Origin of the sequence: Thiohalocapsa halophila, assembly GCF_016583825.1 — a bacterium.
GTDB lineage: Bacteria > Pseudomonadota > Gammaproteobacteria > Chromatiales > Chromatiaceae > Thiohalocapsa > Thiohalocapsa halophila.
This window is the reverse complement of record NZ_NRRV01000004.1, coordinates 16194-43061: the sequence shown is the minus strand read 5'-3', so window position 1 is coordinate 43061 and position 26868 is coordinate 16194. Positions and strand designations below refer to the sequence as shown.

26 protein-coding genes are annotated in these 26868 nt (G+C 69.2%); 6 read left to right on the top strand and 20 right to left on the bottom strand.

Going from position 1 to position 26868, the window contains the following annotated elements; all coding sequences use genetic code 11:
- Positions 1–218: 218 nt before the first annotated feature.
- From CKO31_RS02705 to trxC, 10 genes are all read right to left on the bottom strand, one after another.
- Positions 219–1139, bottom strand: coding sequence for a Uma2 family endonuclease (locus CKO31_RS02705; protein WP_200233833.1), 921 nt, complete (start codon positions 1137–1139; stop codon positions 219–221).
- Positions 1140–1404: 265 nt separating this feature from the next.
- On the bottom strand, positions 1405–2382 hold the full coding sequence (epmA, locus tag CKO31_RS02700) for an EF-P lysine aminoacylase EpmA (RefSeq protein WP_200233832.1): 978 nt from the start codon (positions 2380–2382) through the stop codon (positions 1405–1407).
- Positions 2383–2497: 115 nt separating this feature from the next.
- A complete protein-coding gene (efp, locus tag CKO31_RS02695) occupies positions 2498–3070 on the bottom strand; it encodes an elongation factor P (RefSeq protein ID WP_200233831.1) in 573 nt (190 codons plus the stop codon).
- A 173-nt stretch (positions 3071–3243) separates the two neighbouring features.
- Positions 3244–4164: a hypothetical protein gene (locus CKO31_RS02690; RefSeq protein WP_200233829.1), complete on the bottom strand. Its 921-nt coding sequence runs from the start codon at positions 4162–4164 to the stop codon at positions 3244–3246.
- Positions 4165–4224: 60 nt separating this feature from the next.
- Complete coding sequence (locus tag CKO31_RS02685; protein WP_200233827.1) at positions 4225–5343, bottom strand: alpha/beta hydrolase; 1119 nt, start codon at positions 5341–5343, stop codon at positions 4225–4227.
- Between the two features lie 193 nt (positions 5344–5536).
- Positions 5537–5860, bottom strand: a complete 324-nt coding sequence (locus CKO31_RS02680) for a DUF2845 domain-containing protein (protein WP_200233826.1) — start codon at positions 5858–5860, stop codon at positions 5537–5539.
- 34 nt (positions 5861–5894) lie between these two features.
- Positions 5895–6371 (bottom strand): transcription elongation factor GreA, encoded by a 477-nt coding sequence (gene greA / locus CKO31_RS02675; RefSeq protein ID WP_200233825.1) that lies wholly within the window; start codon positions 6369–6371, stop codon positions 5895–5897.
- Between the two features lie 191 nt (positions 6372–6562).
- The gene (carB, locus tag CKO31_RS02670) at positions 6563–9769 is read right to left on the bottom strand and encodes a carbamoyl-phosphate synthase large subunit (RefSeq protein WP_200233824.1); all 3207 of its coding nucleotides are present in this window, start codon (positions 9767–9769) and stop codon (positions 6563–6565) included.
- 120 nt (positions 9770–9889) lie between these two features.
- Positions 9890–11032 (bottom strand): glutamine-hydrolyzing carbamoyl-phosphate synthase small subunit, encoded by a 1143-nt coding sequence (carA, locus tag CKO31_RS02665; protein ID WP_200233819.1) that lies wholly within the window; start codon positions 11030–11032, stop codon positions 9890–9892.
- 390 nt (positions 11033–11422) lie between these two features.
- Entirely contained in the window at positions 11423–11857 is a 435-nt protein-coding gene (gene trxC / locus CKO31_RS02660) for a thioredoxin TrxC (protein WP_200233816.1), read from the bottom strand.
- A 123-nt stretch (positions 11858–11980) separates the two neighbouring features.
- Here trxC and trxA point away from each other — a divergent pair, with 123 nt between their 5' ends.
- The 3 genes from trxA (at position 11981) to CKO31_RS02645 (ending at position 14728) form a co-directional block, all read left to right on the top strand.
- A complete protein-coding gene (trxA, locus tag CKO31_RS02655; protein WP_200233814.1) occupies positions 11981–12841 on the top strand; it encodes a thioredoxin in 861 nt (286 codons plus the stop codon).
- A 162-nt stretch (positions 12842–13003) separates the two neighbouring features.
- Positions 13004–13579 (top strand): hypothetical protein, encoded by a 576-nt coding sequence (locus CKO31_RS02650; RefSeq protein WP_200233812.1) that lies wholly within the window; start codon positions 13004–13006, stop codon positions 13577–13579.
- Positions 13580–13657: 78 nt separating this feature from the next.
- Positions 13658–14728, top strand: coding sequence for a GGDEF domain-containing protein (locus tag CKO31_RS02645; RefSeq protein ID WP_200233811.1), 1071 nt, complete (start codon positions 13658–13660; stop codon positions 14726–14728).
- Between the two features lie 64 nt (positions 14729–14792).
- On the opposite strand, the gene galU is transcribed toward CKO31_RS02645, so the two are convergent.
- The 3 genes from galU to lapB all read right to left on the bottom strand — a co-directional run bounded on the left by galU (position 14793) and on the right by lapB (position 17724).
- Positions 14793–15665, bottom strand: a complete 873-nt coding sequence (gene galU, locus CKO31_RS02640) for a UTP--glucose-1-phosphate uridylyltransferase GalU (protein ID WP_200233810.1) — start codon at positions 15663–15665, stop codon at positions 14793–14795.
- Between the two features lie 79 nt (positions 15666–15744).
- A complete protein-coding gene (gene pyrF / locus CKO31_RS02635) occupies positions 15745–16452 on the bottom strand; it encodes an orotidine-5'-phosphate decarboxylase (RefSeq protein WP_200233809.1) in 708 nt (235 codons plus the stop codon).
- 87 nt (positions 16453–16539) lie between these two features.
- On the bottom strand, positions 16540–17724 hold the full coding sequence (gene lapB, locus CKO31_RS02630; RefSeq protein WP_306341699.1) for a lipopolysaccharide assembly protein LapB: 1185 nt from the start codon (positions 17722–17724) through the stop codon (positions 16540–16542).
- 287 nt (positions 17725–18011) lie between these two features.
- Here lapB and CKO31_RS02625 point away from each other — a divergent pair, with 287 nt between their 5' ends.
- Complete coding sequence (locus tag CKO31_RS02625) at positions 18012–18725, top strand: SDR family oxidoreductase (RefSeq protein WP_200233808.1); 714 nt, start codon at positions 18012–18014, stop codon at positions 18723–18725.
- 11 nt (positions 18726–18736) lie between these two features.
- Entirely contained in the window at positions 18737–19219 is a 483-nt protein-coding gene (locus tag CKO31_RS02620; RefSeq protein WP_242475101.1) for a hypothetical protein, read from the top strand.
- A 37-nt stretch (positions 19220–19256) separates the two neighbouring features.
- Here the strand turns inward: CKO31_RS02620 and CKO31_RS02615 are convergent, their stop codons facing one another.
- The 4 genes from CKO31_RS02615 to CKO31_RS02600 form a co-directional block, all read right to left on the bottom strand.
- Positions 19257–20540: an SPOR domain-containing protein gene (locus CKO31_RS02615; RefSeq protein ID WP_200233804.1), complete on the bottom strand. Its 1284-nt coding sequence runs from the start codon at positions 20538–20540 to the stop codon at positions 19257–19259.
- Positions 20541–20654: 114 nt separating this feature from the next.
- Complete coding sequence (locus CKO31_RS02610; RefSeq protein WP_322789080.1) at positions 20655–21500, bottom strand: adenosylcobinamide-GDP ribazoletransferase; 846 nt, start codon at positions 21498–21500, stop codon at positions 20655–20657.
- Positions 21501–21540: 40 nt separating this feature from the next.
- Complete coding sequence (locus CKO31_RS02605) at positions 21541–22470, bottom strand: DUF808 domain-containing protein (protein ID WP_200233800.1); 930 nt, start codon at positions 22468–22470, stop codon at positions 21541–21543.
- Positions 22471–22727: 257 nt separating this feature from the next.
- On the bottom strand, positions 22728–23768 hold the full coding sequence (locus tag CKO31_RS02600) for a metallophosphoesterase (protein WP_200233799.1): 1041 nt from the start codon (positions 23766–23768) through the stop codon (positions 22728–22730).
- A 242-nt stretch (positions 23769–24010) separates the two neighbouring features.
- Here CKO31_RS02600 and CKO31_RS02595 point away from each other — a divergent pair, with 242 nt between their 5' ends.
- Entirely contained in the window at positions 24011–24604 is a 594-nt protein-coding gene (locus CKO31_RS02595; RefSeq protein ID WP_200233797.1) for a PAS domain-containing protein, read from the top strand.
- On the opposite strand, the gene CKO31_RS02590 is transcribed toward CKO31_RS02595, so the two are convergent.
- Genes CKO31_RS02590 through cobU form a run of 3 tightly spaced genes read right to left on the bottom strand, consistent with a single transcriptional unit; the run spans position 24592 to position 26825 of the window.
- Positions 24592–25206, bottom strand: coding sequence for a histidine phosphatase family protein (locus CKO31_RS02590; protein WP_200233796.1), 615 nt, complete (start codon positions 25204–25206; stop codon positions 24592–24594). The genes CKO31_RS02595 and CKO31_RS02590 overlap by 13 nt on opposite strands.
- A 33-nt stretch (positions 25207–25239) precedes the next feature.
- On the bottom strand, positions 25240–26292 hold the full coding sequence (gene cobT / locus CKO31_RS02585; protein WP_200233795.1) for a nicotinate-nucleotide--dimethylbenzimidazole phosphoribosyltransferase: 1053 nt from the start codon (positions 26290–26292) through the stop codon (positions 25240–25242).
- On the bottom strand, positions 26289–26825 hold the full coding sequence (gene cobU, locus CKO31_RS02580; protein WP_200233793.1) for a bifunctional adenosylcobinamide kinase/adenosylcobinamide-phosphate guanylyltransferase: 537 nt from the start codon (positions 26823–26825) through the stop codon (positions 26289–26291). Before cobU ends, cobT begins: the two co-directional genes overlap by 4 nt.
- Between the last annotated feature and the right edge of the window lie 43 nt (positions 26826–26868).

Sequence of the window (26868 nt, the reverse complement as noted above, 5' to 3'; positions counted from 1 at the left end):
TCGCGAACAGGGCCGAATTTGTCTTCCAGGAGCAGCAGGAGCGATCGCCCGTTTCCAGCATCGCGAGCCGCGCGTCGCGGGCATCGAGCCCCCGGGCTCGCGATGGCGGCTGGAAGCCGGCGGTCCCGGTGCGCGTCAGCTCGGCGTCCGGTACGACCTTGTGGGGATGCCCAGACTGCGAGGGGGATTGCCGGCTCGCTGCGGCGAGGTTGCGGAGATCAGTCTTGCTCTCGTCGCCGGCGCAGCTCGGTCTCCAACTGGGCCTCCAACTGGGCCTCCAGCTCGGCCAGGCGTCGCTCCAGCTCGCGGCTACGGTCCTCCGCGGTCGCACGCACCTGCGCTTCGGTGTCGGCACGCTCGCGCTCGGTGTCAGCGCGCTCGCGCTCGGCGTCGGCACGCGCACGCTCGCTGGCGGCCAGGGCAGCGGCGCGGCGGCTGGCTGCCTCCAGCTCGGCGGGTGTCGGCAGGGGCTCGCCGGTGCGGGTGTCGATGATCGATAGGTCCTGCCGGTCGGGCGTGACGCCGAAGCGTAGGTCCACCGTGCTGCTGTGCCAATAGCCGTCGGCGGCGGGCCGCCAGGCGCGGCGGCGGCCGTCCACCAGGCGGTGGCCCCAGAGGGAGAATTCCCGCTGCATGCCTTTGCCATAGGGCTTGACCAGCAGGTATTCCGGCACGCCGGCGCGGGCGTAGATGGGCGGCTTGCGGCGCGCGTCTTCGTCGGCATAGTTGCGCGAGAGGACCTCGATGACCAGGCAGGGCCGGGTGCCCTCAGCGGCGACATCGAAGCTCTCGCGTGGGGCGTCCTTGTCGCGAATGCCCGGCACGACGGCAATGTCCGGACAGGGCTCCTTCAGGCCCGGGATACCCCAGAGCATCTTGAGATCCGAGAAGACTGCGGTGCTGGGATCGTCGTCGAAGTACAGCTCCAAGCGGTCGTACAGGGCGTTCACGCAGCGGAAGTGCAGCGAGCCCTGAATCACGACATCACCCGGCTGAGGGTCGACGAAGGCGTCAGGGCCGAGGGGCTGGTACTCGATGTCCACCGAGCCGTCCGGCCGGTGCACGGTGACCTGATGCCAGCCGTAGCGGAAGGGGTCGCGGTCCTGCTCGGCAGGACGGATGGCGCTGCTGGTGCTCATGGTGCAGCCCGGGGGTGCTCGCGAGGCGATCACGATGGTGATGGTGATGGGGATGAGGTTAGCGCAATCCGCGGTCCATCGTCAGACAGAGCCCACCGGCCTCAATGGCCGCGCGCACCGAGGCACGTGCACCGCCGCCGTCCGGCGACAAGGCGCAAGCGTACACGACCCAGGGGGCTCGGCATGGGCCGCGACCAGCACTCCAAGAACCTCGTCCTCGACGCCCCTGAAATTCAGCGCACTGCCCGCAGACGTCCAGCGCCGCTCAAGCTCGCTGCGCCGGAAAGGCCAGCACGGCGTCGATGTGCTCGGCATCCAACGCACACATCAGGAGCCGGTCCAGACCGAGGGCGACGCCGGCACAGGCCGGGAGCCCACTGTCCAGGGCTGCCAGCAAGTGCTCGTCCGTCGGCAAGGGTGGCTGCTTCCCGGCGGCACGCTCGGCATCATCGTCCGCGAAGCGCCGGCGTTGCTCCGGCGCATCCAGCAGCTCATCGAAGCCGTTGGCGAGCTCCATGCCCTGCCAATACAGCTCGAAGCGCCGTGCCACCGACGGCGGACCCGGCAGCACCTGCGCCAGTGCCGCCTGACTCGCGGGATAGTCGTAAACGAAGGTGAGCCCATCGCGGCCGAGGTCCGACTCTAGAATGTGCGACATCAATAGGTCGAGCCAGCCGTCGGTGTCGAGGTCCAGCCGGCGGGCATCGGCGATGCCTCGGGCATGAGCGAGGGCCTGCAGCTCGACCACGGTCGCCGTCCAGGGGTCGACGCCTAGGCGCTGCACGAACAGCTCGCGGTAGCGAAGCCGCTCCATCGGCAGCTCCGGGCGGTGGACGAGCCGGCGCATCAGCGCCGCGACCTCGTCCATCAGGTCCTCCAGCGAGAAGCCCGGCCGGTACCACTCCAGCATGGTGAACTCGGGGTGGTGGCGGCGGCCGCGCTCGTCGGCGCGCAAGACCTTGCAGACCTGGTAGATGGGCCCGCTGCCGGCGGCGAGCAGGCGCTTCATGGCGAATTCCGGGGAGGTCTGGAGGTACCAGCGCCGCGTGCCCGTGCCGGTGAGGTCCGCGTCCAGGTGCAGCGGCTCGACGGCGGGGTCGGGGTTGGCAGCGGCGCAGAGGATGGGGGTTTCGACCTCCAGCACACCGCGCTCGGCGAAGAAGGCGCGCAGCTCGGCGAGGAGTTGGGCCCGGGCTTGGAGGGTTGATCGGTCGGCGCTGGGGCGCCAGTGCGCTTCGCTCACGGCGGTGTCCGGCAGGTGGTCGCTGTGTGCGGTGCACTCAGGGCTCGCAGTCGATCCCGACCCGATGCTCAGGCTGCCGTCAGGCCTATCGCGCCGCCGCACAATACCGAGCCGGTCAGTCTTCCTTGGCGCGGGAGAGGTACTCGCCGCTGCGGGTATCCACGCGGATGGTCTCACCCTCTTCCAGGAACAGCGGCACGTTGACCACGGCGCCGGTCTCCAGCGTCGCGGGCTTGGTGCCACCGGTGGCGGTGTCGCCGCGCACGCCGGGATCGGTTTCGGTAATGGTGAGGATGACGAAGTTCGGCGGCTCCACCGACAGCGGCGCACCGTTGTAGAGCGTCACCTTGCACATAGCCTGCTCCTTGAGCCACTTGGCGGCCTCGCCCACGGCAGCGGCGTCGGCGCCCATTTGCTCAAAGGTCTCGGTATCCATGAAGTGCCACATCTCGCCGTCGTTGTAGAGGTATTGCAGGTCCGTCTCGTGGACGTCCGCGGCCTCCACCGAGTCGCCGGACTTGAAGGTCTTCTCCACGACGCGGCCGGTCTTCAGGTTGCGCACCTTCACACGGTTGAAGGCTTGCCCCTTGCCGGGCTTGACGAACTCGTTCTCGACGATGGTGTATGGATCACCATCCAGCATGATCTTGAGTCCGCCCTTGAATTCGTTGGTTTTGTAGCTCGCCATGGTGCGTGTCTCCTAGTGTCGAAAGCAATCCCCCATGATACCCCGAAGCCCTGGCGCCGGCGCCCAAACAAGTCGCTCACAAAGGGCACCCGCAGGCGTCGCCCACACAGGGCGCTGACCGTTGCAGCCACGGGCTGTCCGAGGCGGCATCGGGGCTCGGGGCGCCGACGGCGTCACGCCTTCGGGCGGCCGTCGGCGTTCAGCGCCCGCAGCGCCAGCGCGAAGCCCAGGGTGAGCAGGCCCGCCAGCAGCACCGAGCCCGGTGCTGCGCCCAGGCGCTCGAGCCACTGGGTGAGGAAATGAATGGCGCCGAACACGGCACACAGGCTCACGAGCCAGCGCCGACCCGCCCGCCAGGCCCAGAGCCCGGCCGCCAGCAGCGCCAGCGCCCAGGCCACTGCGAACGCCGCCGGGCTGATGCTCCATTCCTCACCGCCCACGGCCAGCCGATCGCCGAACAGCGAGCCCACCCAGAAGCCCAGGTTGACGAGCAGCACCGCGGTACGCGCGGCACTGAGCGCAAGTCCCGCCGCGGGCGGCGGCAGACGCCGATGCGCGACAAAGGCCAGCAGGGCGAAGAGCGCGAAAGACAGCACCGTCAGCAGCGGCGCATCGACACCGAGCAGATAGCTCGCATCCCAATAGCCGGCGCGGGCGCCCAGCGCCGAGGCCAGCGCCAGCACCGCAAGCACCACCAGCAGCTGGCTTCGCGCCAGCCAACCGAGCAGGGCCAGCAGCAGCGCCGCTGCGAGAAAGGCGAGCGGCGCGCCCTCGCCCGCCAGCACCAAGCCGCCGGCGCCGAGCAGGCCGCCGATGACCACCCAGAGCACGGCCACCAACCGCCAACGCGCTCCGGCGGCGAAGGTCAGGATCAGCCCCAGCCCCGCCACCATCGCGCCCGCCCACACCGCCGTGGCGGGCACCGGCAGCATGGCGATGGTGGCGCCCGCCACCGCCAGGACGCCAAGACCTGCGAGCAGCCCATAGGCCAGAGCCGCGGTCTCATGCGCCGCGTGGCGGCGCAGGCGCATGTGCTGCTCCGGGCTGATCTCGCCGGCGGCCAGCAGCTGGTCCAGGTCCAGCAGAGCCTTCATGGCGCACCGACGGCTGCGGACATCGACACCGGCCCTAGGCGATCCGGATTCCGCGCACGCTCAACTGCCGAGGAGTCGGTAGACGTTGAGATCCGCGGTGAATTCCAGCACCGAGTCCCGTACGGACTCCGGACTGCCTCCGTTCAGCGCCGCGGTGAAGACCTGCTTGAGCTTGGGGTTGGCGGCGGGGACCTCGCCGACGAAATAGCCGTGGGCCTCGCCGACGCCGTCGGCCCGGGTGACATCCACATAGAAGGCGTTGGCGGCGATGAGGTTCTTGATGTAGTGCCCGAGCCGCGGCAACTGCTCTTCGCCCGGCTTGCGCCGCGACCACTTGAGTGCAAAGTCTTCCTCGTTGATGAAGACATAGACGCGGTTGCGCACGTCGAGGGCCTCGACCCAGGTATCGTGCTCGGCGTTGTTGGCATCCGCGGCAATCAGGCACACGTTGTCGAAGAGCAAAGCGCGGGCGCCGCCCAGGCCGGGCCGCAGCGCATACTTGAGCAGATAATTGCCCATGCTGTGGCAGACGAGGCTCAGCTTGGTCGCGCACTGCTCGCTGCACAGCTTGGTATAGAGGGCCTGGGTGCGATCCGGGTTGTTCGGATGGCGCTCGGCGGCCTTCTCTCGCAGCGTCTCGCGCATGCCCGCCGTCAGCTTCTCGTGAAAGAACTGCATCTTCTCGAAGAAGCGGTTCAGCGCATCCATGGAGGCGCGGGCGTCCTTCTTGTCGCGCCGGTAGGCAAGTGTGCCGCTGACGGGGCCACCGCCGTTGGCGGGCCAACTGAAGACCACGCAGATCACGCCGTGGTCGCGCTCGATGCGCTCGGCGGTCTCTACCACGTCGCGCATGTCGTTGTTGTAGCCGTGCACATAGACGGCGAGGTTGCGCCCGGTGCTCTGGGTCTGCTCGTAGAGATCGCAGGCCACCTGCAGGCTGGCGTGGCGGATCTCGCTCGGGTTGATGTCCAGGTTCCACTTGTCGCGCAGGGCACGCGCCTCGCGCACCAACAATTCGTCCTTCAGGGTGTGCGCGACCCAATCGTCGCCGGCGCGCTCCACGCGCACGATGCGCAGCTCGTTGGGCCCGGCGTGATTCGGCTGCTTGCCGAAGACATCCAGGTCCAGGGGCTCGCCCGGCCTGGCTTCCTTGACTTCACGGTTCGTGACGACATACATGCCTCTTCCCTCATGACACGCTGACGGAGGGGCCGCCCGCAGGGAAACGCCGGTTGATCGGCATCTACCCAGCTCATTAGGGCGGATGTTTCGGGACCGTTGCCAGTCGCCCTCGCTGTGGCTGTCGCGATGCTTGTCGTTGTCGTTGCCTAATCCTAGTCGACTCTGACGAGGTGAGTCGGGATGAGCGCGATCAGTACCCGTACCCGCCCCGCTCGATGCGCTTGATGCGCCCGTCCTCGATGGTGATGCGCTGGATGAACCGCCGCGGGCCGAAGTTGTAGGTCCAGATCTCCACCGGCACGGTGTCGTAGGCGGTGGTGTAGCGGCCGTGGACGCGATCGTAGATCCGATAAGAGACCTGGCGCTCGGTGTGCTCAGTCAACGTCGGCTCACCGCAGGTCTGGAGCAGCTCGAAGGTGCTGTCGCCTTCGCTGACGACACCAGTACCGCAGCGCAGCGCGAGGGCCGGCGCCGCGAAGGCGATGCAGAGCAAGAGGATGGCTAGCCTGTGCATGGTCGTGCGCCAACTCGGGCCACCGGCTGCGGCATTATTCGTAGCGGACCTCGAGCACCTCGAGCTCGCGCTTGCCGGCCGGGGCATCCACCATGGCCACGTCCCCCTCGCCCTTGCCGATCAGCCCGCGGGCGATGGGCGAGCTGACGCTGATCTTGCCCTGTTTGATGTCCGCCTCGTCGTCGCCGACGATGACATAGGTGTGCTCTTCGTCCTTGTCCACGTCCAGCACGTCTACGGTGACGCCGAAGACCACCTTGCCCGTGCGCGGCAGCTGCGCGACGTCGATAATCTGGGCGTTCGAGAGCTTGCCCTCGATCTCCTTGATGCGGCCCTCGACGAAGCCCTGTTGCTCACGGGCGGCGTGGTACTCGGCGTTCTCTTTCAAGTCGCCGTGTGCACGCGCCTCGGCGATGGCCTCGATAATACGCGGGCGCTCGATCTTCTTCAGGTGCTCCAGCTCGGCGCGCAATTGCTCGGCGCCCCTGGCCGTGAGAGGGACCTGGGTCATCTGTGAAATCCTCTTCCCCGCCGCGACACGCGCAAGCGCGGGCGGCGTACTGTGTTGGTTTCGCTCGGGGGTATCCGGCGCGGCTCAAGCGGCCGGTGAACGGTGGGCCGGATACGCGGTGCGATCCCGGCCGTTGGTCAGCGGGCTGCGCTGATGTTCGATTGTGCTTTAGCCTAGCGCCGGCACCGGGGTCAGTAAAGCGCCTGTAACGGGGTCACATTCAGCAGATCGCCCTGGCGCAGTGCCATGCAGGTGGCCTCGGCACCGGCGATGGTGGTGGTGTAGCTTACCTTGTGCTGGAGCGCGGCGCGGCGGATCTCGGCGGAGTCGGCGATGGCCTGGGCGCCCTCCGTGGTGTTGACGATGAAGACGATCTCGTCGTTCTTGATCATGTCCACGATGTGCGGGCGCCCCTCCTTGACCTTGTTGACACCGATGCACTCCATGCCCGCCTCGCGCACGGCACGGGCGGTGCCGTGGGTGCCGTAGAGGGCGAAGCCGAGCTCATCCAGCACCCGGGCCACGGCCACCAGGCGCTCACGGTCCGCCGCACGCACGCTGAGCATGGCCTTGCCGCGCTTGGGCAGCGACTGACCGGCCGCCTCCACAGCCTTCCCGAAGGCCTCGGCGAAGCTGTCGCCGACACCCATGACCTCGCCGGTGGATTTCATCTCCGGACCGAGCACGGTGTCCACCCCCGGGAACTTGACGAAGGGGAACACCGCCTCTTTGACGAAGTAGCGTGGCGGGACGACCTCCTGCTCCAGGCCCTGATCCACCAGGGTGCGCCCGGCCATGCTGCGGGCGCCCACCTTGGCCAAGGGCACGCCGATGGACTTGGAGACGAAGGGCACGGTGCGCGAGGCGCGCGGATTCACCTCCAAGATGAAGATCTCGTCGTCCTGGATCGCAAACTGGGCGTTCATGAGCCCGCGCACGTCCAGCGCAAGACCGAGCTTGGTCATTTGCTCGCGCAGGCGCGCCTGGACGTCCGCGGACAGGGTGTAGGGCGGCAGGGAGCAAGCGGAATCGCCGGAGTGCACGCCGGCCTGCTCGATGTGCTCCATGATGCCGCCGATCAGCACTCCCTCGCCGTCACAGACGGCGTCCACGTCCACCTCGATGGCGTTGTCGAGGAAGCGGTCCAGCAGCACCGGCGCCTCGTTGGAGACGCTCACGGCGCTGCGGATGTAGCGGGCCAGCTCGACGTCGTCGTAGACCAGCTCCATGGCGCGGCCGCCGAGCACATAGGACGGGCGCACCACCAGCGGATAGCCGATGGCGGCGGCCTGCTCCAAGGCCTCGCTCTCGCTGCGGGCGGTGGCATTGGGCGGCTGCTTGAGGTCCAGCTCGTGCACCAGGCGCTGGAAGCGCTCGCGGTCCTCGGCGCGGTCGATGGAGTCCGGCGAGGTGCCGATGATGGGCACGCCGGCCGCCTCCAGGTCCCGCGCGAGCTTGAGCGGCGTTTGTCCGCCGTACTGCACGATCACCCCCAGGGGCCGCTCCACGGCGACGATCTCCAGCACGTCCTCCAGCGTCAGGGGCTCGAAGTAGAGCCGGTCGGAGGTGTCGTAGTCGGTGGAGACGGTCTCCGGGTTGCAGTTGACCATGATGGTCTCGTAGCCGTCGTCGCGCAGCGACAGGGCGGCGTGCACGCAGCAGTAGTCGAACTCGATGCCCTGGCCGATGCGGTTCGGCCCGCCGCCGAGCACCATGATCTTCTGCCGCTGCGACGGCGCCGCCTCGCACTCTTCCTCATAAGTGGAGTACATGTAGGCGGTGGCCGACGCGAACTCCGCGGCGCAGGTATCCACGCGCTTGTACACCGGGCAGATGCCGTGGTCCTGGCGCAGCCGGCGGATGCTCGCCTCGTCGCTGCCCACGAGCTTGCCGAGGCGCTTGTCCGAGAAGCCCTTGCGCTTGAGCATGCGCAGCCGTGCCGCATCCAGCGCCTCGGCGCCGGCAGCCTTCACCTCGACCTCCAGGGCGACTAACTCCTCCACCTGGGCGAGGAACCAGGGGTCGATACCCGAGAGCTCGTGGACTTCATCCAGCGACCAGCCCAGGCGCATGGCATCGGCGATGTAGAAGATCCGATCCGGCCCCGGCTGGCGGATCTCGCGGCGCAGGATGTCCTGGGCCTTGGCATCGCCGGGATTGATGACCCGGTTCAGGCCGTCACGGTCGGTCTCCAAGCCGCGCAGGGCCTTCTGCAGCGACTCCTGGAAGGTCCGGCCGATGGCCATGACCTCGCCGACGGACTTCATCTGCGTGGTCAGCCGCGAGTCCGCCTCGCGGAATTTCTCGAAGGCGAAGCGCGGCATCTTGGTGACGACATAGTCGATGCTCGGCTCGAAGGAGGCCGGCGTGGCACCGCCGGTGATCTCGTTGCGCAGCTCATCCAGGGTGTAGCCCACCGCCAGCTTCGCCGCCACCTTGGCGATGGGAAAGCCAGTGGCCTTGGACGCCAGCGCCGAGCTGCGCGACACGCGCGGGTTCATCTCGATGATGATCATGCGCCCGTCGTCGGGGTTGATGGCGAACTGCACGTTGGAGCCGCCGGTGTCCACGCCGATCTCGCGCAGCACCGCCAGCGAGGCATCGCGCATGATCTGGTATTCCTTGTCCGTCAGCGTCTGCGACGGGGCCACGGTGATGGAGTCGCCGGTGTGCACCCCCATGGCATCGAAGTTCTCGATGGAGCAGATGATGATGCAGTTGTCCTTGTGATCGCGCACCACCTCCATCTCGAATTCTTTCCAGCCGAGCACGGATTCTTCGATCAGTAGCTCCCGGGTCGGCGACAGATCCAAGCCGCGCCGGCAGATTTCCTCGAACTCCTCAGCGTTGTAGGCGATGCCACCGCCGCTGCCGCCCATGGTGAACGAAGGCCGGATGATGGCCGGAAAGCCCACCTGCGCCTGCACCTGCTGCGCCTCTTCCAGGCTGTGCGCCATGGCCGAGCGCGGCAGCCCGAGCCCGATGCGGCGCATGGCCTGGCGGAACAGATCGCGGTCTTCGGCCTTGTCGATGGCCTCGCGCGTGGCGCCGATCATCTCCACGCCGAAGCGCTCGAGCACGCCCTCGCGGGCCAGGTCCAGGGCGCAGTTCAGGGCCGTCTGCCCGCCCATGGTGGGCAGCAGTGCATCCGGGCGCTCGCGCTCGATAATGCGCTCCACCACCCGCCAGTTGATGGGCTCGATGTAAGTGGCGTCGGCCATCTCCGGGTCGGTCATGATGGTGGCCGGGTTGGAGTTGACCAGGATGACCCGAAAGCCTTCTTCCTTGAGCGCCTTGCAGGCCTGCGCCCCGGAATAGTCGAACTCGCAGGCCTGGCCGATGACGATGGGCCCGGCACCGATGATGAGCACGCTGTGGATGTCGCTGCGCTTTGGCATGACGGCTGGCTTGACTATCTCTTCGCTTGCCGCCGCGACCCGGCGTTGCGGCGGCGGATATGGGCTGGGTTGCGGTTGTCGGCGGCACCGTGCCGGCGCGGACGGGATCAGGCGTCGGCGTCAAACACGCTCGGCCATGGCGGCGATGAAGCCGTCGAACAGGGGCGCCATGTCGTGCGGCCCCGGACTCGCCTCGGGATGGCCCTGAAAGCTGAACGCCGGTCGCTCACGATGGCGGATGCCCTGCAGGGAGCCGTCGAACAACGAGCGGTGGGTCGCCATGACTTCCGTCGGCAGTGTCGCCTCGTCCACCGCAAAGCCGTGGTTCTGGCTGGAGATCATCACCGTGCCCGTGGCGAGCTCCAGCACCGGATGATTGGCGCCGTGGTGGCCGAACTTCATCTTCAGGGTGCGTGCCCCGCAGGCGAGCCCGAGCAATTGGTGGCCGAGGCAGATGCCGAACAGCGGGATCTCCGCATCCATCAGGGTGCGGATGGCCTTGACGGCATAGTCGCAGGGCTCCGGGTCCCCCGGACCGTTGCTCAGGAAGACGCCGTTCGGGCGCAGCGCCAGCACATCGGCGGCCGGCGTTTCGGCAGGCACCACGGTGATGCGGCAGCCGCGGGCGGCGAGCATGCGCAGGATGTTGCGCTTGATGCCGTAATCATAGGCGACGACGTGGTATTTGAGCGCCGGGTCGTCGACGGCCCGCGGCGCGCCCTGGCCGAGCTCCAGGGACCAGAGCCCGGCAGTCCAGATGTAGGTCTCCGGCGTGGTCACGGCGCGCGCCAGGTCCATACCGGCAAGCCCCGGGAAGGCGCGGGCCGCGGCCAGCGCAGCGGCCTCATCGAGCCCCTCCCCCGCCTGTAGGCAGCCGTTCTGGGCGCCCTTCTCGCGCAGAATCCGAGTGAGCCGGCGCGTGTCGATGTCGGCGATGCCGGGCACGCCCTGGGCCCGCAGGTAATCGGGCAGGTCCTGCTGGCGCCGCCAGTTGCTCGTGCGCACAGGCAGGTCGCGGATTACCAGCCCGGCAGCATGCACGGCGGCGGACTCTTCGTCCTCGTCGGTGACGCCCGTGTTGCCGATGTGCGGGTAGGTGAGCGTCACCAGCTGGCGGCTGTAGGAGGGGTCCGTGAGGATCTCCTGGTAGCCGGTCATGGCCGTATTGAAGACCACTTCACCGACACTCTGCCCGGAGGCGCCGATGGCGACGCCGCGGAAGACCGAGCCATCTTCCAGGACCAATACGGCGGGTTGGCGCAAGACGACCTCCGGGCAGACCTAGGGGGCAGATCTAGGCGTCAGACCTAGGCGGGAGACCTAGGCAGGTTTCGCGGACACGCGAGGGCGCGGTGTCGGCCGTCCTGCCTGTCACCGTACGGAACCGCGTGGATACGGGGCGCATGTCGGCGACGCCGATGCGCAACGCGACATCGGCGCAGATGGTAAAGGATGCCCCGCATGCTGTCCATGTACGGGCGCCGTGAGCAGCGCCGTGCGTCTCGCTCACAGCCGTTAGAGCCCGGCGACCCTTAGCCCGGCGACCCTTAGCTCGGCGCAGGCGGCGCGGCGGATGTCAGCCACTGGACGGCGGCCACTGCGACGGCTCGGGCGCTGGCCCCCGAGCGCCCGTGCCGCGCCCCGCCCGGCGCGTCACAGGTAAGACTGCGCCCAGCTCACCAGCTGCGCGGCATCCATGGCACCCGCCTGGCGGCCCAGTTCCCGCCCGCCGCGGAAGACCGCCAGCGTCGGGATGGAGCGGATGCCGTAGCGCATGGCCAGTCCCTGGGCTTCTTCTGTGTTGACCTTCGCCAGCCGTGCCCTCGGCTCCAGGCGCGCGGCGGCGGCCTCGAAGGCGGGCGCCATCATCTTGCACGGGCCGCACCAGGGCGCCCAGAAGTCCACGAGCACGGGGATGTCGCTGCGAGCGATATGGCGCTCGAAGCGCGCCTCGTCCAGTGCCGCCGGATGCCCGTCGAAGAGCTGGCGGTGGCACTTGCCGCACGCCGGCGCCTGGCCGAGCCGCGCGGCCGGCACACGGTTCACGGCGTCACAATGGGGGCAGACCAGATGCAGGGGCTCGGCCATGCTGTTTCCTCCCGGCGCCCGCCGCCTCGCGGCAGGGCCTGCTTGAATCATTCTGGGTGACCAATTATTTTCCAACGTCGTCGCGGGTGTCAGCACCCCCCAAAGAATCCTCCGGAGCTGCGTATGGCCGAATCCCCCCATGTGGTCAATGTCACCGAAGCCGACTTCGAGCAGGTGGTCATCGCCGGCTCGAGCCAGCGGCCCGTCCTCGTGGACTTCTGGGCCGACTGGTGCGCCCCCTGCCGCCAGTTGATGCCCATCCTCGCCAAGCTCGCCGACGAGCTCGGCGGCGCTTTCCTGCTGGCCAAGGTCGACACCGAGGCCGAGCAGTCGTTGGCGGCGGCCTTCGGCATTCGCAGCCTGCCCACGGTGCAGCTGTTCAAGGACGGCCGGCCGGTGGATCAATTCATGGGCGCCCTTCCCGAAGGCCAGATCCGTGAGTTTCTCTCCCGCCACATCGAGAGCGCGACCGACCAGCGCATCGCCGCCGCCACCGAGCACATGACTCGGGGCGAGCTGGATGCCGCGGCGTCGCTGCTCGCCGAGGTGCGCGCCGAGGCCCCGGACGACAACCGGTTATTCCCCGCCGAGGTTCGGCTCGCGCTGGCCCGCGGCGACTACGATGCCGCCGCCGACATGTTGGAGCACACGCCGCTGGAGCTCGCCAACGACCCGGCCGTCGCCCAGCTCCGCGGCCAGCTGGCCTTCGCCGCAGCCGCGGCCGAGGCCCCCGACCCGGCGGCGTGCGAAGCCCGCCTGGCCGCCGACCCAAAGGACAGTGCCGCGCGCTACGGCCTGGCGGCGCAGCAAGTCCTGGCCGGCGACTATCAGGCCGCCCTCGATAACCTGCTCACGCTCATGCGCCATGACCGCGGCTATGGCGACGACGCCGCCCGCAAGGGCATCGTGATGATCTTCGACCTGCTGGGCGATGATCCGCTGGTTACCACCTACCGCGCCAAGCTCTCGCGACTCCTCTACTGACGGTGGCGAAAACGGACCCGGCTCACAACTTCGCAAAGCCGCATACCCCGCTCGCTCGGCGGCATCGTTGGCCCGGTGGCAATACAGTAGACTGAGGATGGTTGGCGGGACACCCGCTGCACCCGCGGCCGAGCCCGCGCCCGACCAAACGGAGCCGCCCGCATGACACGCCTCTTGTTCGTCTTGGCCGCGTTGGCACTCCTCGTTGCACCTGCGCGCGCGGACGATGTCACCGACCAGATCGATGCCGCCAAGCGCGCCTATTCGGCCGGGGATGAGCAGGTCGCCATCCAGGCCCTGCAATTCGCCATTGCCCAGATCCAGGAACAATTGCAGGCCGAGCAGCTGGCGCTGCTGCCGGAGCCGCTCCCGGGCTGGAGCGCCGATGCCCCAGTGAGCGACGCCGGCGGCATCGCGGCCATGTTCACCGGCACCAATCTCGTGCGCACCTACCGCAAGGACGACGGCGCCAGCGTCAGCGTCAGCATTACCGCGGACTCGCCGCTGCTGTCGATGTTGACCACGCTGATGCAGGCGAGCCCAAGCACAACGCCTTACACCCATGACGGCTACCGCGGCGTGCTGGAGATGCACCAGGACGGCACCAGCCGTCTCCTGCTGTTGGTCGGCACACGCATTCAGGTCCAGGTGGAGGGCAGTGGTGTCGACCGCCAAACACTGGAGGCCTACCTGGAAGCCGTGAAGCTCGACCAGCTCGAAGAGGCCCTCCTCGGCTGAGCCGCATGAGAGTCACTCGGCGCCGACGCAGCTGCGGGTCGCCACTCAGGAACAAGCCACAACGGACGCAAAGCCGCTATGAAAGCGCAGCGCGATACGGGGCGACGCGCCGGCACCATCGAGCTCAAGGGCTTCAACCGGACCCTTGCGGAGATCGAATGGCTGCTGCTGGTGCTGATCCTCGTCTACATGACCCTGCCGGACGAGCCGGTGGAGCAGCCGCTCACCATCATCGCCGCCGGGGCGGTTTTCGCCATCTTCGTCGTCGGCTTCCGCTACGCCAACCTGTTCACGCTGCCGGCGCGCTGGAAGCTCACCATCGAGACCTGGGCCATGCTCGGGCTCACGGCCATTGCCGTCTGGTATACCGGCAAAGTCGACAGTCCGCTGCTGAACCTGTTCCTGCTGGTGGTGATTTTCAGCGCCCTGACCCTGGGTAAGGTGATCACCTTATTGGAGCTCGGGCTCATCACCAGCTTCTATCTCCTCGCCGCCCACTCGGTCGACGGCAGCGAGATCTTCCGCTACGAGATCTTCAGCTCGCTGATGCTGCGCTTTGCGCCCTTCGTGCTGGTGGCTTATGTCACCTCGCTGCTGGCGGCGGACCTGGGCTTCGCGCGCGCCTATGTAGAGCAGCTCGCCGACACCGACGCACTCACGGGCTTGAGCAATATGCGCGCCTTCGATCAGGCGTTGAGCAGGCACCAGCGCCTGGCTCAGGGCGGTGACGAGCCGTTGTCGGTGCTGATGATCGACATCGACAACCTCAAGGCCATCAACGATCACTACGGGCACGACACGGGCAATCTCGCCATCCGCGCCGTCGCCAACGCCATCCGGGATTCGGTGCGCGGCAACGATGTGGTCGCGCGCTACGGCGGCGATGAATTTATCGTACTACTGCCATCGGCACCGGAAACCGCCGCCCGCAGAGCCGGCGAGCGCATCCTCAACCGCATCGCCGAGTCACCGCTGGAGGTGGCGAAAGCAGGCCGCGTCGGCATCAGTGTCAGCATCGGCCTGGCGACACTCCCAGTGGCAGCGGGCAATGTGGAAGACCTGCTGCGCAACGCCGACCAAGCCCTGTATGCCAGCAAGCGCGCCGGGCGCAATCGCTTGTCCACCTTCACCAGCCTGGCAGCCGCCTAATCCGGGCGCGCGGCGGCGTGTCCCTGCCGCTCCCCGCACCCCAGCGGCGCTACCCGGGCGGATGTCACAGCGCCAGCTGCTTGAGATAAGCCCGGAACGACTCGCCTAGGTCCGCATGTGCTAGGGCGTACTCCACCGTGGCTTCCAAGTAGCCTTCTTTGCTGCCGCAGTCGTAGCGCTTGCCTTCGAAGGGATAGGCCACCACCGGCTCCTCCTCCAGCAGCGCCGCGATGGCATCGGTGAGCTGGATCTCGCCGCCGGCCCCGGGGCGGGTCTGCTCCAGCTTCTCGAAAATGGTCGGACTCAGCAGGTAGCGCCCCACCACGGCCAAATTGGACGGGGCATCGCCCGGCTTGGGCTTCTCCACCATCGACATCACCCGCAAGCTGCCGTCGGCTTGCTGCTCGGTGGCGACGATGCCGTACTTGTCGGTCTCGCTCGGCGGGACCTCCTGTACGCAGAGCACGCTGGCGCCCGTGCGCTCGTAGACCTCGGCCATCTGCTCCACCACGCCCTTGGCGTCGTTTCGGATCAGATCGTCGGCGAGGATGATGGCGAAGGGCTCGTTGCCCACCACGGATTTGGCGCAGAGCACCGCATGCCCGAGCCCCAAGGCCTCCGGCTGGCGCAGGAAGATGCAATCTACGTGCTCGGGCAGGACGTTTTGCACCAGCTTGAGCAGCTTGTCCTTGCCGGCCTCCTTGAGCTCGGTCTCCAGCTCGTAGTTCTTGTCGAAGTGGTCCTCGATGGAGCGTTTGTGCCGGCCGGTGATGAAGATCAGGTGCTCGGCACCGCCCGCCTCGGCCTCCTCGGCGGCATATTGGATCAGCGGCTTGTCCACCACCGGCAGCATCTCTTTCGGGCTCGCCTTGGTGGCGGGCAGAAAACGCGTTCCGAGACCCGCCACCGGGAAGACGGCTTTGCGGATTTTCGCCATATCGACTCCTGCTCTGTGTTGCTCTTCTCGAAGAAACGGGACCGGGCGACGGCGTGCCGCGCCGGCGCAAGCCGCGGACTCAGCCGCCGACCTCGGCGGCGATGGCGGCGAGCGCCGCGGCCGGCTCCGGCGCCGCAGTGATGGGCCGCCCCACCACCAAGTAATCCGCGCCGGCGGCAACAGCGTCGGCGGGGGTCATGATGCGCTTCTGGTCCTCTGCGGCCGCCCGCGCCGGGCGCACGCCGGGCGTCACCAGCCGGAAGCCCGCGCCGAAGCGCGTCCGCAGCGCGGCGGCCTCCTGCGGCGAGCAGACCACCCCGTCGAGCCCCGCGGCCTGGGCGAGCCCGGCCAAGTCGAGCACACGCTCGCCGGGTGTGCCCGGGCAGCCGATGGCGGCGAGGTCTTCGGCCCCCAGGCTGGTGAGGACGGTCACGGCGACCAGCAGCGGGCGCTCGCGGCGCCGGGCGAGGCATTCGCGGGCCGCCGACAGCATGGCGGACCCGCCCTGGGCATGCACATTGACCATCCACACCCCCAGGTCCGCGGCGGCGGCGCAGGCGCCGGCGACCGTGTTTGGAATGTCATGGAACTTAAGGTCCAGGAACACCGCGAAGCCCGCGTCGACGGCTCGGGTCACCAGCGCGGGACCGCCGCGGGTGAAGAGCTCCTTGCCGATCTTGACCCGGCATCGGGCCGGGTCCAAGCGCTCCAGCAGGGCCTGCGCCGCGGCGCTGTCGGGGAAGTCCAGCGCGACGATGATGCGGGGATCGGTGGGCTCGCTGCTCATGGCTGCCGCGTCCTGTTTGTGAATGCGGGGCCACCGGCCCCGGCGCTGCGCCGGCGTTGTTTGGTCAACTCGCTCGCCCCCGGGAGGTCAGGCAATCTGGCGCTGGCGCAACACCGCCGCCGCGGCGATGGGCTCGGGCTCGACCGTCTTGATGCTGCCCCAGCGCTTGCAGCTCGGGCACTGCCAGTGGAGCTCGCGTGCCTCGAAGCCGCAATGATCGCATTGATAGCCGGGCTGGGCCGCGAGCTGGCGGGCGATGACCTCCAGCAGCACCTCGTCCTCCGCCGACGGCGGCTGTTGCACGCGCCGGCGCAGGGCGAGCAGCCGCTCGGCACCGGACAGGTCGGCATGGCCGCTGAGGTAGCGCACCAGGAACTCCCGCGCTGCGGCGACCCCGCGCTCGGCCTCGATGGCGTCGCAGAGCCGAAGCATCAGCGGCGGCGAGGGGTGCTGCTCGAACAGGGCACGCAGCTCCGCGGTGACGGACTCCCGGCCGAGTCGCTGCCAGCACTCCATGAGTCCCGGCAGCATCGCCGGCAGGTAGCGGGGGCCGCGCTGCGCCACGCGCCGGTACAACAGCGCTGCGGTCTCGACGTCGCCGGCCCTGAGCTCCATGCGCGCCTGCACCAGGCTCGCGCGAATACAATCCGGATCCACGGACTGGGCATCGAGCAAGTGCGAGCGGGCGCGGTCCGCCTTGCCGTCGCGCAGACACTGCTCGGCGAGCTCGCAATGGTACTGGGCGATCTCGGTGCGCAGCGGCTCGTCGCTGATGCGCTGCAGCGCCTCGGCGGTTTCCAAGCATCTCGGCCATTCCTTTTCCGCCTGGTAGATTTCGATCAAGGCCCGCAGCGCCCGCGCTTGTAGCAGCTGGCGCTCCACCAGCTCCTTGAACAAGCTCTCGGCGCGGTCGAACAGCCCGGCGAGCATATAGTCCCGACCGAGCTCATACAGCGCGAAGCCGCGCTGGGCGTCGCCGAGGCTCTGGCGTGCCACCAGGTTCTGGTGGATGCGGATGGCACGGTCCACCTCGCCGCGGCGGCGGAACAAGGCCCCCAGCGCCAAGTGCGTCTCCACCGTCTCGCTGTCGACTTCGGCGAGCTTCAGGAAGACATCGATGGCCTTGTCCGGCTGCTCGTTCAGCAGATAGTTGAGGCCGCGGAAGAACACCGGCTCGCGCTCGGATTCGGCGCAGGTGTGCCGCGGGCCGCGGCGGGCCAGCCACCAACCGCTCGCGGCAGCGACCGGCAGCAGCAGAAAGAGCCATTCCATCAGCAAGGCGCAACCCTGCCGCCGGGGCGCAGGCCGCGGCACGCGGGTGCGCCACGCCGGCGTGCGGCCGCGGCAGCCGCACCCCGAGCGCCTGCAACAACCGTTCGAGCGGTGTGGGCTTGCGTCATGGGGGTTATCATACAAGTTGTGCTTGGCCGCCGCATCGCGCGGGCCAGCACAGCCGGCGCAGCCAATGCCGAGGCGGCGAATGCTTTACGCGAGCCCGCCGCGCCCTCAGTTGTCTGGGCTCCGAGTGCAACGCCACCCTTTGTCAGGAGACCAACCCAATGAGCGAAATCCAAGGCCAAGTCGCCGTGGTCACCGGCGCCGCCGGCAACCTGGGCACGGCCCTGTGCCAGAAGCTGGCACAAACGGGTGCGAGCATCGCCCTGCTGGACCGCGATGCCGAGGCCATGGCCCAGTTGGTGGGCCAGCTGCCCGATGGTACCGAGGCCGCGAGCTTCAGCGTGGACCTGCTCGACCCGGCCTCCGTGCAGGGCACCGTCAACGCCGTGCAGGAGCGCTTCGGGCGCATCGACTTCCTCGCCAACGTCGCCGGCGGCTTCGCCATGGGCCCGACGCTGGAGGTAACCGACGACGCCACCTGGGACCAGATGATGGACCTGAACGCACGCTCGGTGTTTCACATGGTCCGCGCCGTGCTGCCGCTCATGCGCAGCGCCGGCTATGGCCGCATCGTCAACGTCGCCGCCCGAGCCGCCCTGCAGGGCCAGGGCCACATGGGGCCTTATTGTGCAGCCAAGGCGGCGGTGGTGTCGCTGACCGAGAGCCTGGCGGCGGAGACCAAGCAGCTCGACATCAATGTCAACTGCATCCTACCCGGCACCGTCGACACGCCGCAGAACCGCGCGGCCATGCCGGACAAGGATCACGATACCTGGGTGCCGACGGACGCCCTCGCCGATGTGATGCTCTTCCTCGCCTCGCCGGCAGCCCGCTGCGTGAGCGGCGCCGCCGTACCCGTCTACGGGCGCAGTTGAGCACCGTGCGCATGCCCTTCACCCTGGAGGTCCTGGCTACCGGCGGCGGCACCCCGCCGCTATGGCACGCCCCGACCCGCGCTGCCTGGCTCGCGCTTGCACTCGCGTCGCTGCTGGGCTGCCTGGCACCGGCCGCGCTCGCCATTGAAGACGAATTCCTCACCGACGAGGATCGCGCGCTGTTGATCACGGCCGTCGAGGCCGCCTTCGAGCTCGACCTCTACAACGCGCGCTGCCGCAACGACCAGTCCGGCCGGCGCACCGAGAACCTCAACAAAGAGCTCGCGAGCCGCTTTCGGATGACCGTGCTGGACGTGCTGGACGATCTCTTCCCCGAAGGCTATTACCGCGCTGCCCGGGAGCGCATGCGCGATGACTTCCTAACCCGGCTGCGCGAGATGGGCGGCTGCGCCGGTGCCAAGGAGGCGGGGCTGCGCGATGAGCTGGGCGCACGCTACGAGGCCGCCATGGAGCAGATCGCAGCGCGGCCCTAACCGAGCGGGCGCGCGCCGCAGCCAGCCTGGAGCCGATTCAGCGCGCCTTGGGCGCGGACACCGGCGCCGCAACGGGCTCCAGATTGAGCTCCGGTGGAACGCGCCGCAGAATGGGCTCCAGTCCGGCCAGCGTCGGCGGCAGTGCCGCCAGTGCCTGTGCCGCGTCGCCGCGGTCGCCGAAGCCGCCCCAATAGAGGGTGTACCATGGCGCGCCACGCCAACGGCCGCTGGACATCCAGGCCCGCGGCCCACTGTCGGCGGTCTCGGTCAAGCCCTGCTCGGCCGCGAATGCCCGCAACCGCGCGACCTCCCGATAGCCAATGAGCTGGATCATCCAGGGCGCCGTCGCGGAGTCGGCAGCCGTGGCATTGCTCGCCGCTGCAGGCTCGCCCGGCACTGCCGAGTCTTCCGCGCCCGCCGCCGCGGCAGCACCATTAGGCGCAGCTAGGCCCCCATCCGGTGTCCGAGCAGATGCCGGCGTCGATTCCGCCCCGGTGTGCTCCAGCCGCCGCAGCCGCGCCAGCACATCACCGATGAGCGCGTTGCTCGCCCGCGCCTCCAGCATCTGCTGCTGGCGCTCCAGCGACGCGGCATCGTCACGCTCCAAGCGGATGAGCTCCTGGCGCAGCGCTGCCAGGCGCTCATCCAGCTGCGCGTGCGCTGCTCGGCGCGCGCTGCGCGCCTGTGCGTCCTGCGCCGCCAACTCGCGATCCAGCGCCCGGGCGTGGCGCTCCACTTGCCACCAGGCGCCCGCCGCCAGCAGGGCCACCGCCGCCAGTAGCGCCGCCAGGGGCACACCCAGGCCCAGCACCCAGCGCCGCCGGCGTGCATCGTTCCAGGCGCGCTGGGTCTCCGCCTGCCGGCGGGCATAGGTCCGGGCGGCCGTCACCTGCGCCTGCAGGGCGTCCACGCGGCCTTCCAAAGCCGCGGCGAGCTCGCCGATACGCCGCTCCAGCGCGGTGGCTTCCAATTCCGCGTCATTGGCGGCTACCAGCTCGAAGGCGTCGAGGGGGTCCGGCGCTTGCGCCTGCTCGGACGCCGCCGGCAGGGCGTCGCACAGTGCCTGCACCTGCGCCGACAGCGCCTCCAGGCGCTCGCCGAGATCGGAGTCCGGCGCTTGCGCCTGCTCCAAGGCCGCCAAGCGGTTGGCGAGCTGCGACCACTGCTCTTCTTGCGCGCGCGAGAGCGCCTGCAGATCCGCCAGCCGCTCGCGCAGCCGCGTAAACTCGTCCAGCCGCGGCGGCGGTGGCTCCGGAGCCGGGATGGCCTTCACCGCAGCAGGCGGATCCTGTTGGATCTCGGATGATAAGGGCTCGGCCATCCGCCTGCTCCGCAACCATGATGGGCAGAACGCCTGCGCTGACAGCGGGGGCGCGAGGGCGCCATTGCCCACCTGCACAGTCGACTAAGACCAGAGTCTAGCGTAATCAAACTGTCATGGTGGCGACGGCGCATCGGCGCCCGCAGCCAGCGCCAAGCCGACGGCGACGAGGACCAGGGTCTCGGTCAGCTCAATCAAGGTACCGACGCCGTCGCCCGTATAGCCGCCCAGCCGGCGCATCAACGACCGCCGCCAACCGAGCAGCACCCAGCCCGCGGCGACGGCGGCCATGGCTGCCGCCGCCAGTCCGGTACTGCCGATGCCGACGAGCGCGGCGCCAGTGCCCAACCCGGCGGCAAGCCAGGCCGCACGCCGCGGCAGGTGCGCACCCAGTGCGGCACCCAGGCCCTGCGGCCGCGCCGGCGGCGTGGTGAGCGCAAGCCACAGGATCTGCGCCCGCGCCAGCAGCGGCGCGCCCAGCAGCACCCCAATGCCCGCAGCCGCTCCGGCTCCCTCCCCCGCAGCGCCGGCATCCAGCACCACCGCCAGCGCCACCAGCTTCCCGAGCAGCACCAGCACCAGCACCACGACGCCCATGGTGCCGATGTGCGGGTCTTTCATAATGGCGAAGGTGCGCTCGCGGCTGCCTAGGCCGCCGACCCAGGCATCGGCACAATCGGCAAGACCGTCGAGATGCAGCGCCCCCGTCGACCAGACCCAGACCAGCAGCACCAGCAGGGCGAGCATCGCAATGCCGGCACCCTCCGCCAGCCCGAGCGCACGGCCCAGCAGGGCCACGCCCGCCAGCGCGGCTCCGAGCAGTAGGCCGATGAGCGGATAAAAGGGCGCTGCGCGGCCATAAAGGGTGGGCGGCGCGTCCACCGCCGCCGGGAAGGGCCAACGGGTGAGAAAACGCCCGGCGAGCAGCAAGGCCCGCCAGGCATCCAACAGCACAGTCACCACGAGGCTCGGCGCATCTACCGCCGCTGATGCTCTGTGATCAGGTCGTCGCGGCGCGCAAGCGCCCGACATAGGTCACCGCCGCGAGGGTGGCGGCACCGGCGGCGACGCCGACCGCGCCGTTGGCCAGCACCCCCAGCAGGCCCTCCAGCGCGGGCATGCCGTGCACGACATGGGAGAGATGCTCGACACCGTGGTGCAGCGCCGGAATCCCGTGCACCAGGATGCCGCCGCCCACCAGGAACATGGCAATCATGCCGAGCACGGACAGGGCCTTCATGAGGTAGGGTGTGGCAATCAGGATGGCGCGCCCGGCATGGTGCTGAAGCTCGCGCCAGAGGCCCTCGCCTTCGCGCTTGGAGAGATAGAGTCCAGCGTCGTCGAGCTTGACGATGCCGGCCACGAGACCGTAGACGCCGACGGTCATCAGCAGCGCGATGCCCGCCAGCACCGCGATGCGCATCGGCAGCGGCGCCGTGGCGACAATGCCCAGGGTGATGACGACGATCTCCGCCGAGAGCACGAAATCCGTGCGGATGGCGCCCCTGACCTTATCGCGCTCGAGCTTTGCCAGATCCACGTCGGGATCCGCCAGCGCATCGGCCAGCTCCTGGTGCCGGTCGCTGTCGTCTTGCGGGTGCAGATACTTGTGCGAAAGCTTCTCGAAGCCCTCGTAGCTCAGGAACAGCCCGCCCGCCATCAGCAGCGGCGTCAGCAGCCAGGGTGCGATGACGCTCAGCAACAGGGCCGCCGGCACCAGGATGACCTTGTTCAGTAGCGAGCCTTTGAACACCGCCCACACCACCGGAATCTCGCGCTGGGCGCGCACGCCGGTCACCTGCTCGGCATTCACGGCGAGGTCGTCACCGAGCAGTCCAGAGGTCTTGCGCGCGGCGACCTTGGTGAGCACGGCCACGTCGTCCAGGACGGTGGCGATATCGTCGAGTAGGGCGAGCAGGCTGGTGGCCATCGGAGCTCCTTCTGGGCAACATCGACTGCCGGTGGGTCCGCGGCGCACGGTAGCAGCCCCACCGCTCTCCGGCAAGCAAGCAGCGGGCCGATCGACGCCGTACCCGGGCCCCGGAGCCGCGCGTCTCGCGCATGCCTGGCGACGGGTCTGCTCGTGGTCCTTTCTGGCCGCGCCTGTTGTGTTCGCAGCGGATTCGATCACGACCACGCTGGCGACTCTGGGCTGCGACCGGCGTTGCCGGCCCCAGCGCTACCGGGTCAGGCCCCCACCAGATGGTGCAGGGTGATCTCCGGCGGGCAGAAGTAGCGCAGGGGCACACCGCAGGAGCCCGTGCCGACCGAGGTGTAGCCCCGAAGCTCGCGGTACTGCCAGGCGCCGGCCTGCATGGGCTTGGGCGCATCGCAGACGGACACCAGGGCGCGGCCGCCGGGCAGGCAGATCTGCCCGCCGTGGGTATGCCCCGAGAGCATGGCATCGAAGCCGTAACCCGCGACTTCACGGTAGGTCTCCGGTGAATGGCAGAGCAGCAGCGAGAAGCCCGTGTCCGGAATCGCATCGCGCACGCCGGCGAGGTCGTGGGTGCGGTAGAAGTGCGGGTCGTCCACGCCGCCGAGGTACAGCTCGGCGCCCTGGAACGGCACAGTGACGACCTCGTTCAGCAGGAAGCGCAGCCCGGCGCGCTCCAGCGGCGGCACGATCTCGATGAAATCGTGGTTGCCGAGCACGGCATAGACCGGCGGGCGCAATGCGCTCAGCAGTGTCAGCGTCTCCGTCACCGACGGGCCGTGGTCGGCGTCGGTGGTGTTGCGGAAGTCGCCGGTGATGACGGCCACGTCGTACTCGACCCCCGCCAGACGCTCACGCAGCACTGCGCCCAGCGCCGGATCCAGGTCCAGATGCAGATCGCTCAGCTGTAGCACCCGCAGGCCCGCCAATGCCGGCGGCAGCCGCGGGTGCGCGAGGCGGTGCTCCACCAGGCGCAGATCCATGAAGTTGCGGTAGCCCCAGCGATGGATGCCCAGCAGGCGTGCCGTGCGCTCCGCGAGCAGGTCGATGTCGAGCATGCGGGAGAGTCCGAACAGGATCGCGTCCTGATGGGCGTCACCGGCGACGTGGTAGATCTGGGTATTGAGCCGCTGGCGCAGGCGCGAGCGCCCCAGGCGCTGCGCGAGACCGGCATAATCGTCCGGCGTGAGACCGGCGGGGGCGCTTGATGCGACATCCGGTGCCGGCGCAGCAGACCGCTCCTGCGCCGCAGCCGAGGGCCGCCGTGCTCCCCTGTCTAACCGCTCCGCCATCGCCTGCCCCTATCTGCTGTGTCCCCGGCATCGTCTCGCCAACAGGCTAGCAGCCCGGGGCCGCAACGTCCCAGCACTCACGCGATACAGGGCAGATCCCGACTCTGCATCCAGCCGTGGGTGCCAGCACAACGGCCGACTACGGGCGTCGTACTCCGGCAGTAGCCGACCCATTTGCGCTATCTTTGACAAAGCCCAACCGCCGATGCCGAGGACCCGCCGACCACTGGTGCAAACCCCATATGCAGCTGTTCCAGCAGATCGACCCCCGCATCTTCGTACATCGCGTGGATACCCGCGGACGCATCTGCTATGTGAATAGCGCCTGGCTGGACTTCGCGGCGGAAAACGATTGGCCGGTCACCGCCGCCGAAGTCCTGGGCCAACCGCTGATGGCGAGCATCTCGGACCCGCAGCTGCGCTACCTCTACGGCTTGCTGATGGCCCGGTTGCGCGACGGCGCCGGCCCTTTCCGCTTCCCGTATCGCTGCGACGCCCCGGATTGCCGTCGCCACATGCAGATGGAGATGCTCTATTGCCACGACGCCCGGGAGATCGAGTTTCGCAGCCAGATCCGCGGTATCCAGCGCCGCACGACCCAGGACTTGCTGGACGCCCGCCACCCGAGCGATCAACGCCAGATCGACATCTGCAGTAGCTGCAAGCGCGTGGACACGCGGCACGGCTGGATGGAGCTGGAGGACAGCGTGCTCACCCTGCGGCTGTTCGATTGCGAGCGCTTGCCGCGCACGCGCCACTGCGTCTGCCCGGGCTGTGCCTCGGCGCTCGACCGACTTGCGCGCAGCGGTGGGAGCACCCAGCGTCAGCAGCCATGAGCCACCAGGCTTGGCAGCCCGCCGGCTTGCGGCTCCGGTAGACGGATGCGGGTGCGGCAGGCGTGCGGCACTTCCAGCAGCAGCAGGGATGCGTCCGCGAGCCCCAGCACCTCGCCGAGGATGGCGCGCACGACGCCGCCGTGGGTGACCACCAGCGGCTGGCGATGGCTCAAGGTCAGGGTCATCACTTCTTGCCAGCCCGAGGCGACACGCGCACGGAAGTCGCGCAGCGGCTCGGCGCCCGGCGGCGTGAAGCCCGCCGGATCGCTCCAGAAGGCCGCGAGGTCCGCCGCTGGCAGCCTGGCCGCCGCCTGCCCTTCCCAGGCGCCGAAGTGCCGCTCCCGCAGAGCCGGCAGCGCCGTCACCGGCACCCCGAGCCGCGCGCCGAGCACGTCTGCAAAGGCCGCACAGCGCTGCGCCGGCGAGCAAAGCACCCGATCCCAAGCGCCGGCGGCCGCGTCCACTGCCGTGGCGACCTCCAGCTGCGCCCAGCCCGCCGGAGTCAGCGGATCATCGCGGCTGCCGCGGAAGCAGGCGCCACCGGCGGCCTCGCCATGGCGCAACAGGTCCACACAGCGTGACAACTTAGCCGCGCTGCTCATTGCCGCTGCTCCGTGCCCACCGCTGCGTCCACATCAGCGCCCGGCGGCGACGCCGGCCTGCGCAAAGGTCGCCATCTCGTTGTGCAGCGCACAGGCAAGGCGCAGCAGGGGCACAGCCGTGGCCGCCCCACTGCCCTCGCCCAGGCGCATGCCGAGATCGAGCAGCGTCGGGCCGCCCAGCGCTGCCAACATCGCCGCATGCCCGGGCTCGGCGGAGCGGTGCGAGAGCAGCAGCCAGGCCTCGGCCCCCGCACAGAGCCGCGCCGCCACCAGGGCCGCGGCAGTGCTGATGAAGCCGTCCACCAGCACCGGGAGACCGCGCTGTGCGCAGGCGACATAGGCGCCCGTGAGCGCCGCGATCTCGAAGCCGCCGACACAGGCCAGCGCCGCCGCGGGATCGGCGAGCCGCCCGGCATGCAGCGCCAGGGCCTGCTCGATGACGGCCGCCTTGCGCTCGACGCCGGCGGCATCGAGGCCAGTGCCCGGGCCGACCAATTCCGCCGGCCGCGCATCCAGCAGGGCACAGGCCACCGCCGTTGCCGCCGTAGTGTTGCCGATCCCCATCTCGCCGCCGATAAAAAGGTCGGCGCCCTGTGCCTGCGCGCGCGCCACCGCATCGGCGCCGGCCGCCAAGGCCTCGGCCAGCTCGGCATCGGCCATGGCCGGGCCCTGGGTAAAGTCGGCGGTGCCCGGGGCGATGAGCGCATCGCGCACCCGCGGGTGCGCCGGCACCTCCGCGACCGTGCCCAGATTGACCAGCTCCAGCTCGGCGCCGAGGGCCTGCGCCAGCACCGAGATAGCGGCGCCGCCGGCGGCCATGTTGGCCACCATCTGTGCCGTGACGGCCTGGGGAAAGGCGGAGACGCCGGCCGCCGCCACGCCGTGGTCGGCGGCGAAGACCGTGATCCAGACCCGATCCGCCGCCGGCTGCGAGCGGCGCTGCAAGCCCGCCAAGCGCACCGCCAAGGTCTCGAGCCCGCCAAGGGCGCCGGCGGGCTTGGTGAGCCGGCCCTGATGGGCGGCAGCGAGCTCGGCCGAATCCGCGTCGGGCAGCGCTGCCGGTGCCCGAAGCCAGTCTTCAGTCATTGTGAATCTCCTTGTAGCGGCGGCCCCTTGAGCGCCAACGGCAGGCCGGCGGCGGTGAAGTAGACGGCTTGGCAACGCGCCGCCAGCTGTTGGTGCAGGACGCCGGCGAGGTCGCAGTAGCGCCGCGCCAGCGCGTTCATGGGGATCACGCCCAGGTTGGTCTCGTTGCCGACGAAGATGAGCCGCCCCGGTAGGTCCGGCAACAGCTCCGGCAGCGCCGCCAGCTCCCGGGCCAGCAGCGCATCGTCATCGGCCCAGAGCAGATTGCTGAGCCACAACGTGAGACATTCCACCAGCACACAGCGCCCGGCGGCGGCCTCGCGGCGCAGGCTGTCCGCCAGCGCCAGTGGCTCCTCCACCAGCCGCCAGTCCGCCGGCCGACGCTCGCGGTGCGCGGCGATGCGCGCGACCATCTCCTCATCGGAGGCGTTGGCGGTGGCGATATAGGTGACCGCCAGGCCCGACTCGCGCGCCAAGCGCTCGGCGAGGCGACTCTTACCAGAGCGCACGCCGCCCAAAATCAAGGTATGCATGGAAGAAGGGGCTAGGTTCCAGGGTCTAGGGACTGGGTTCGAG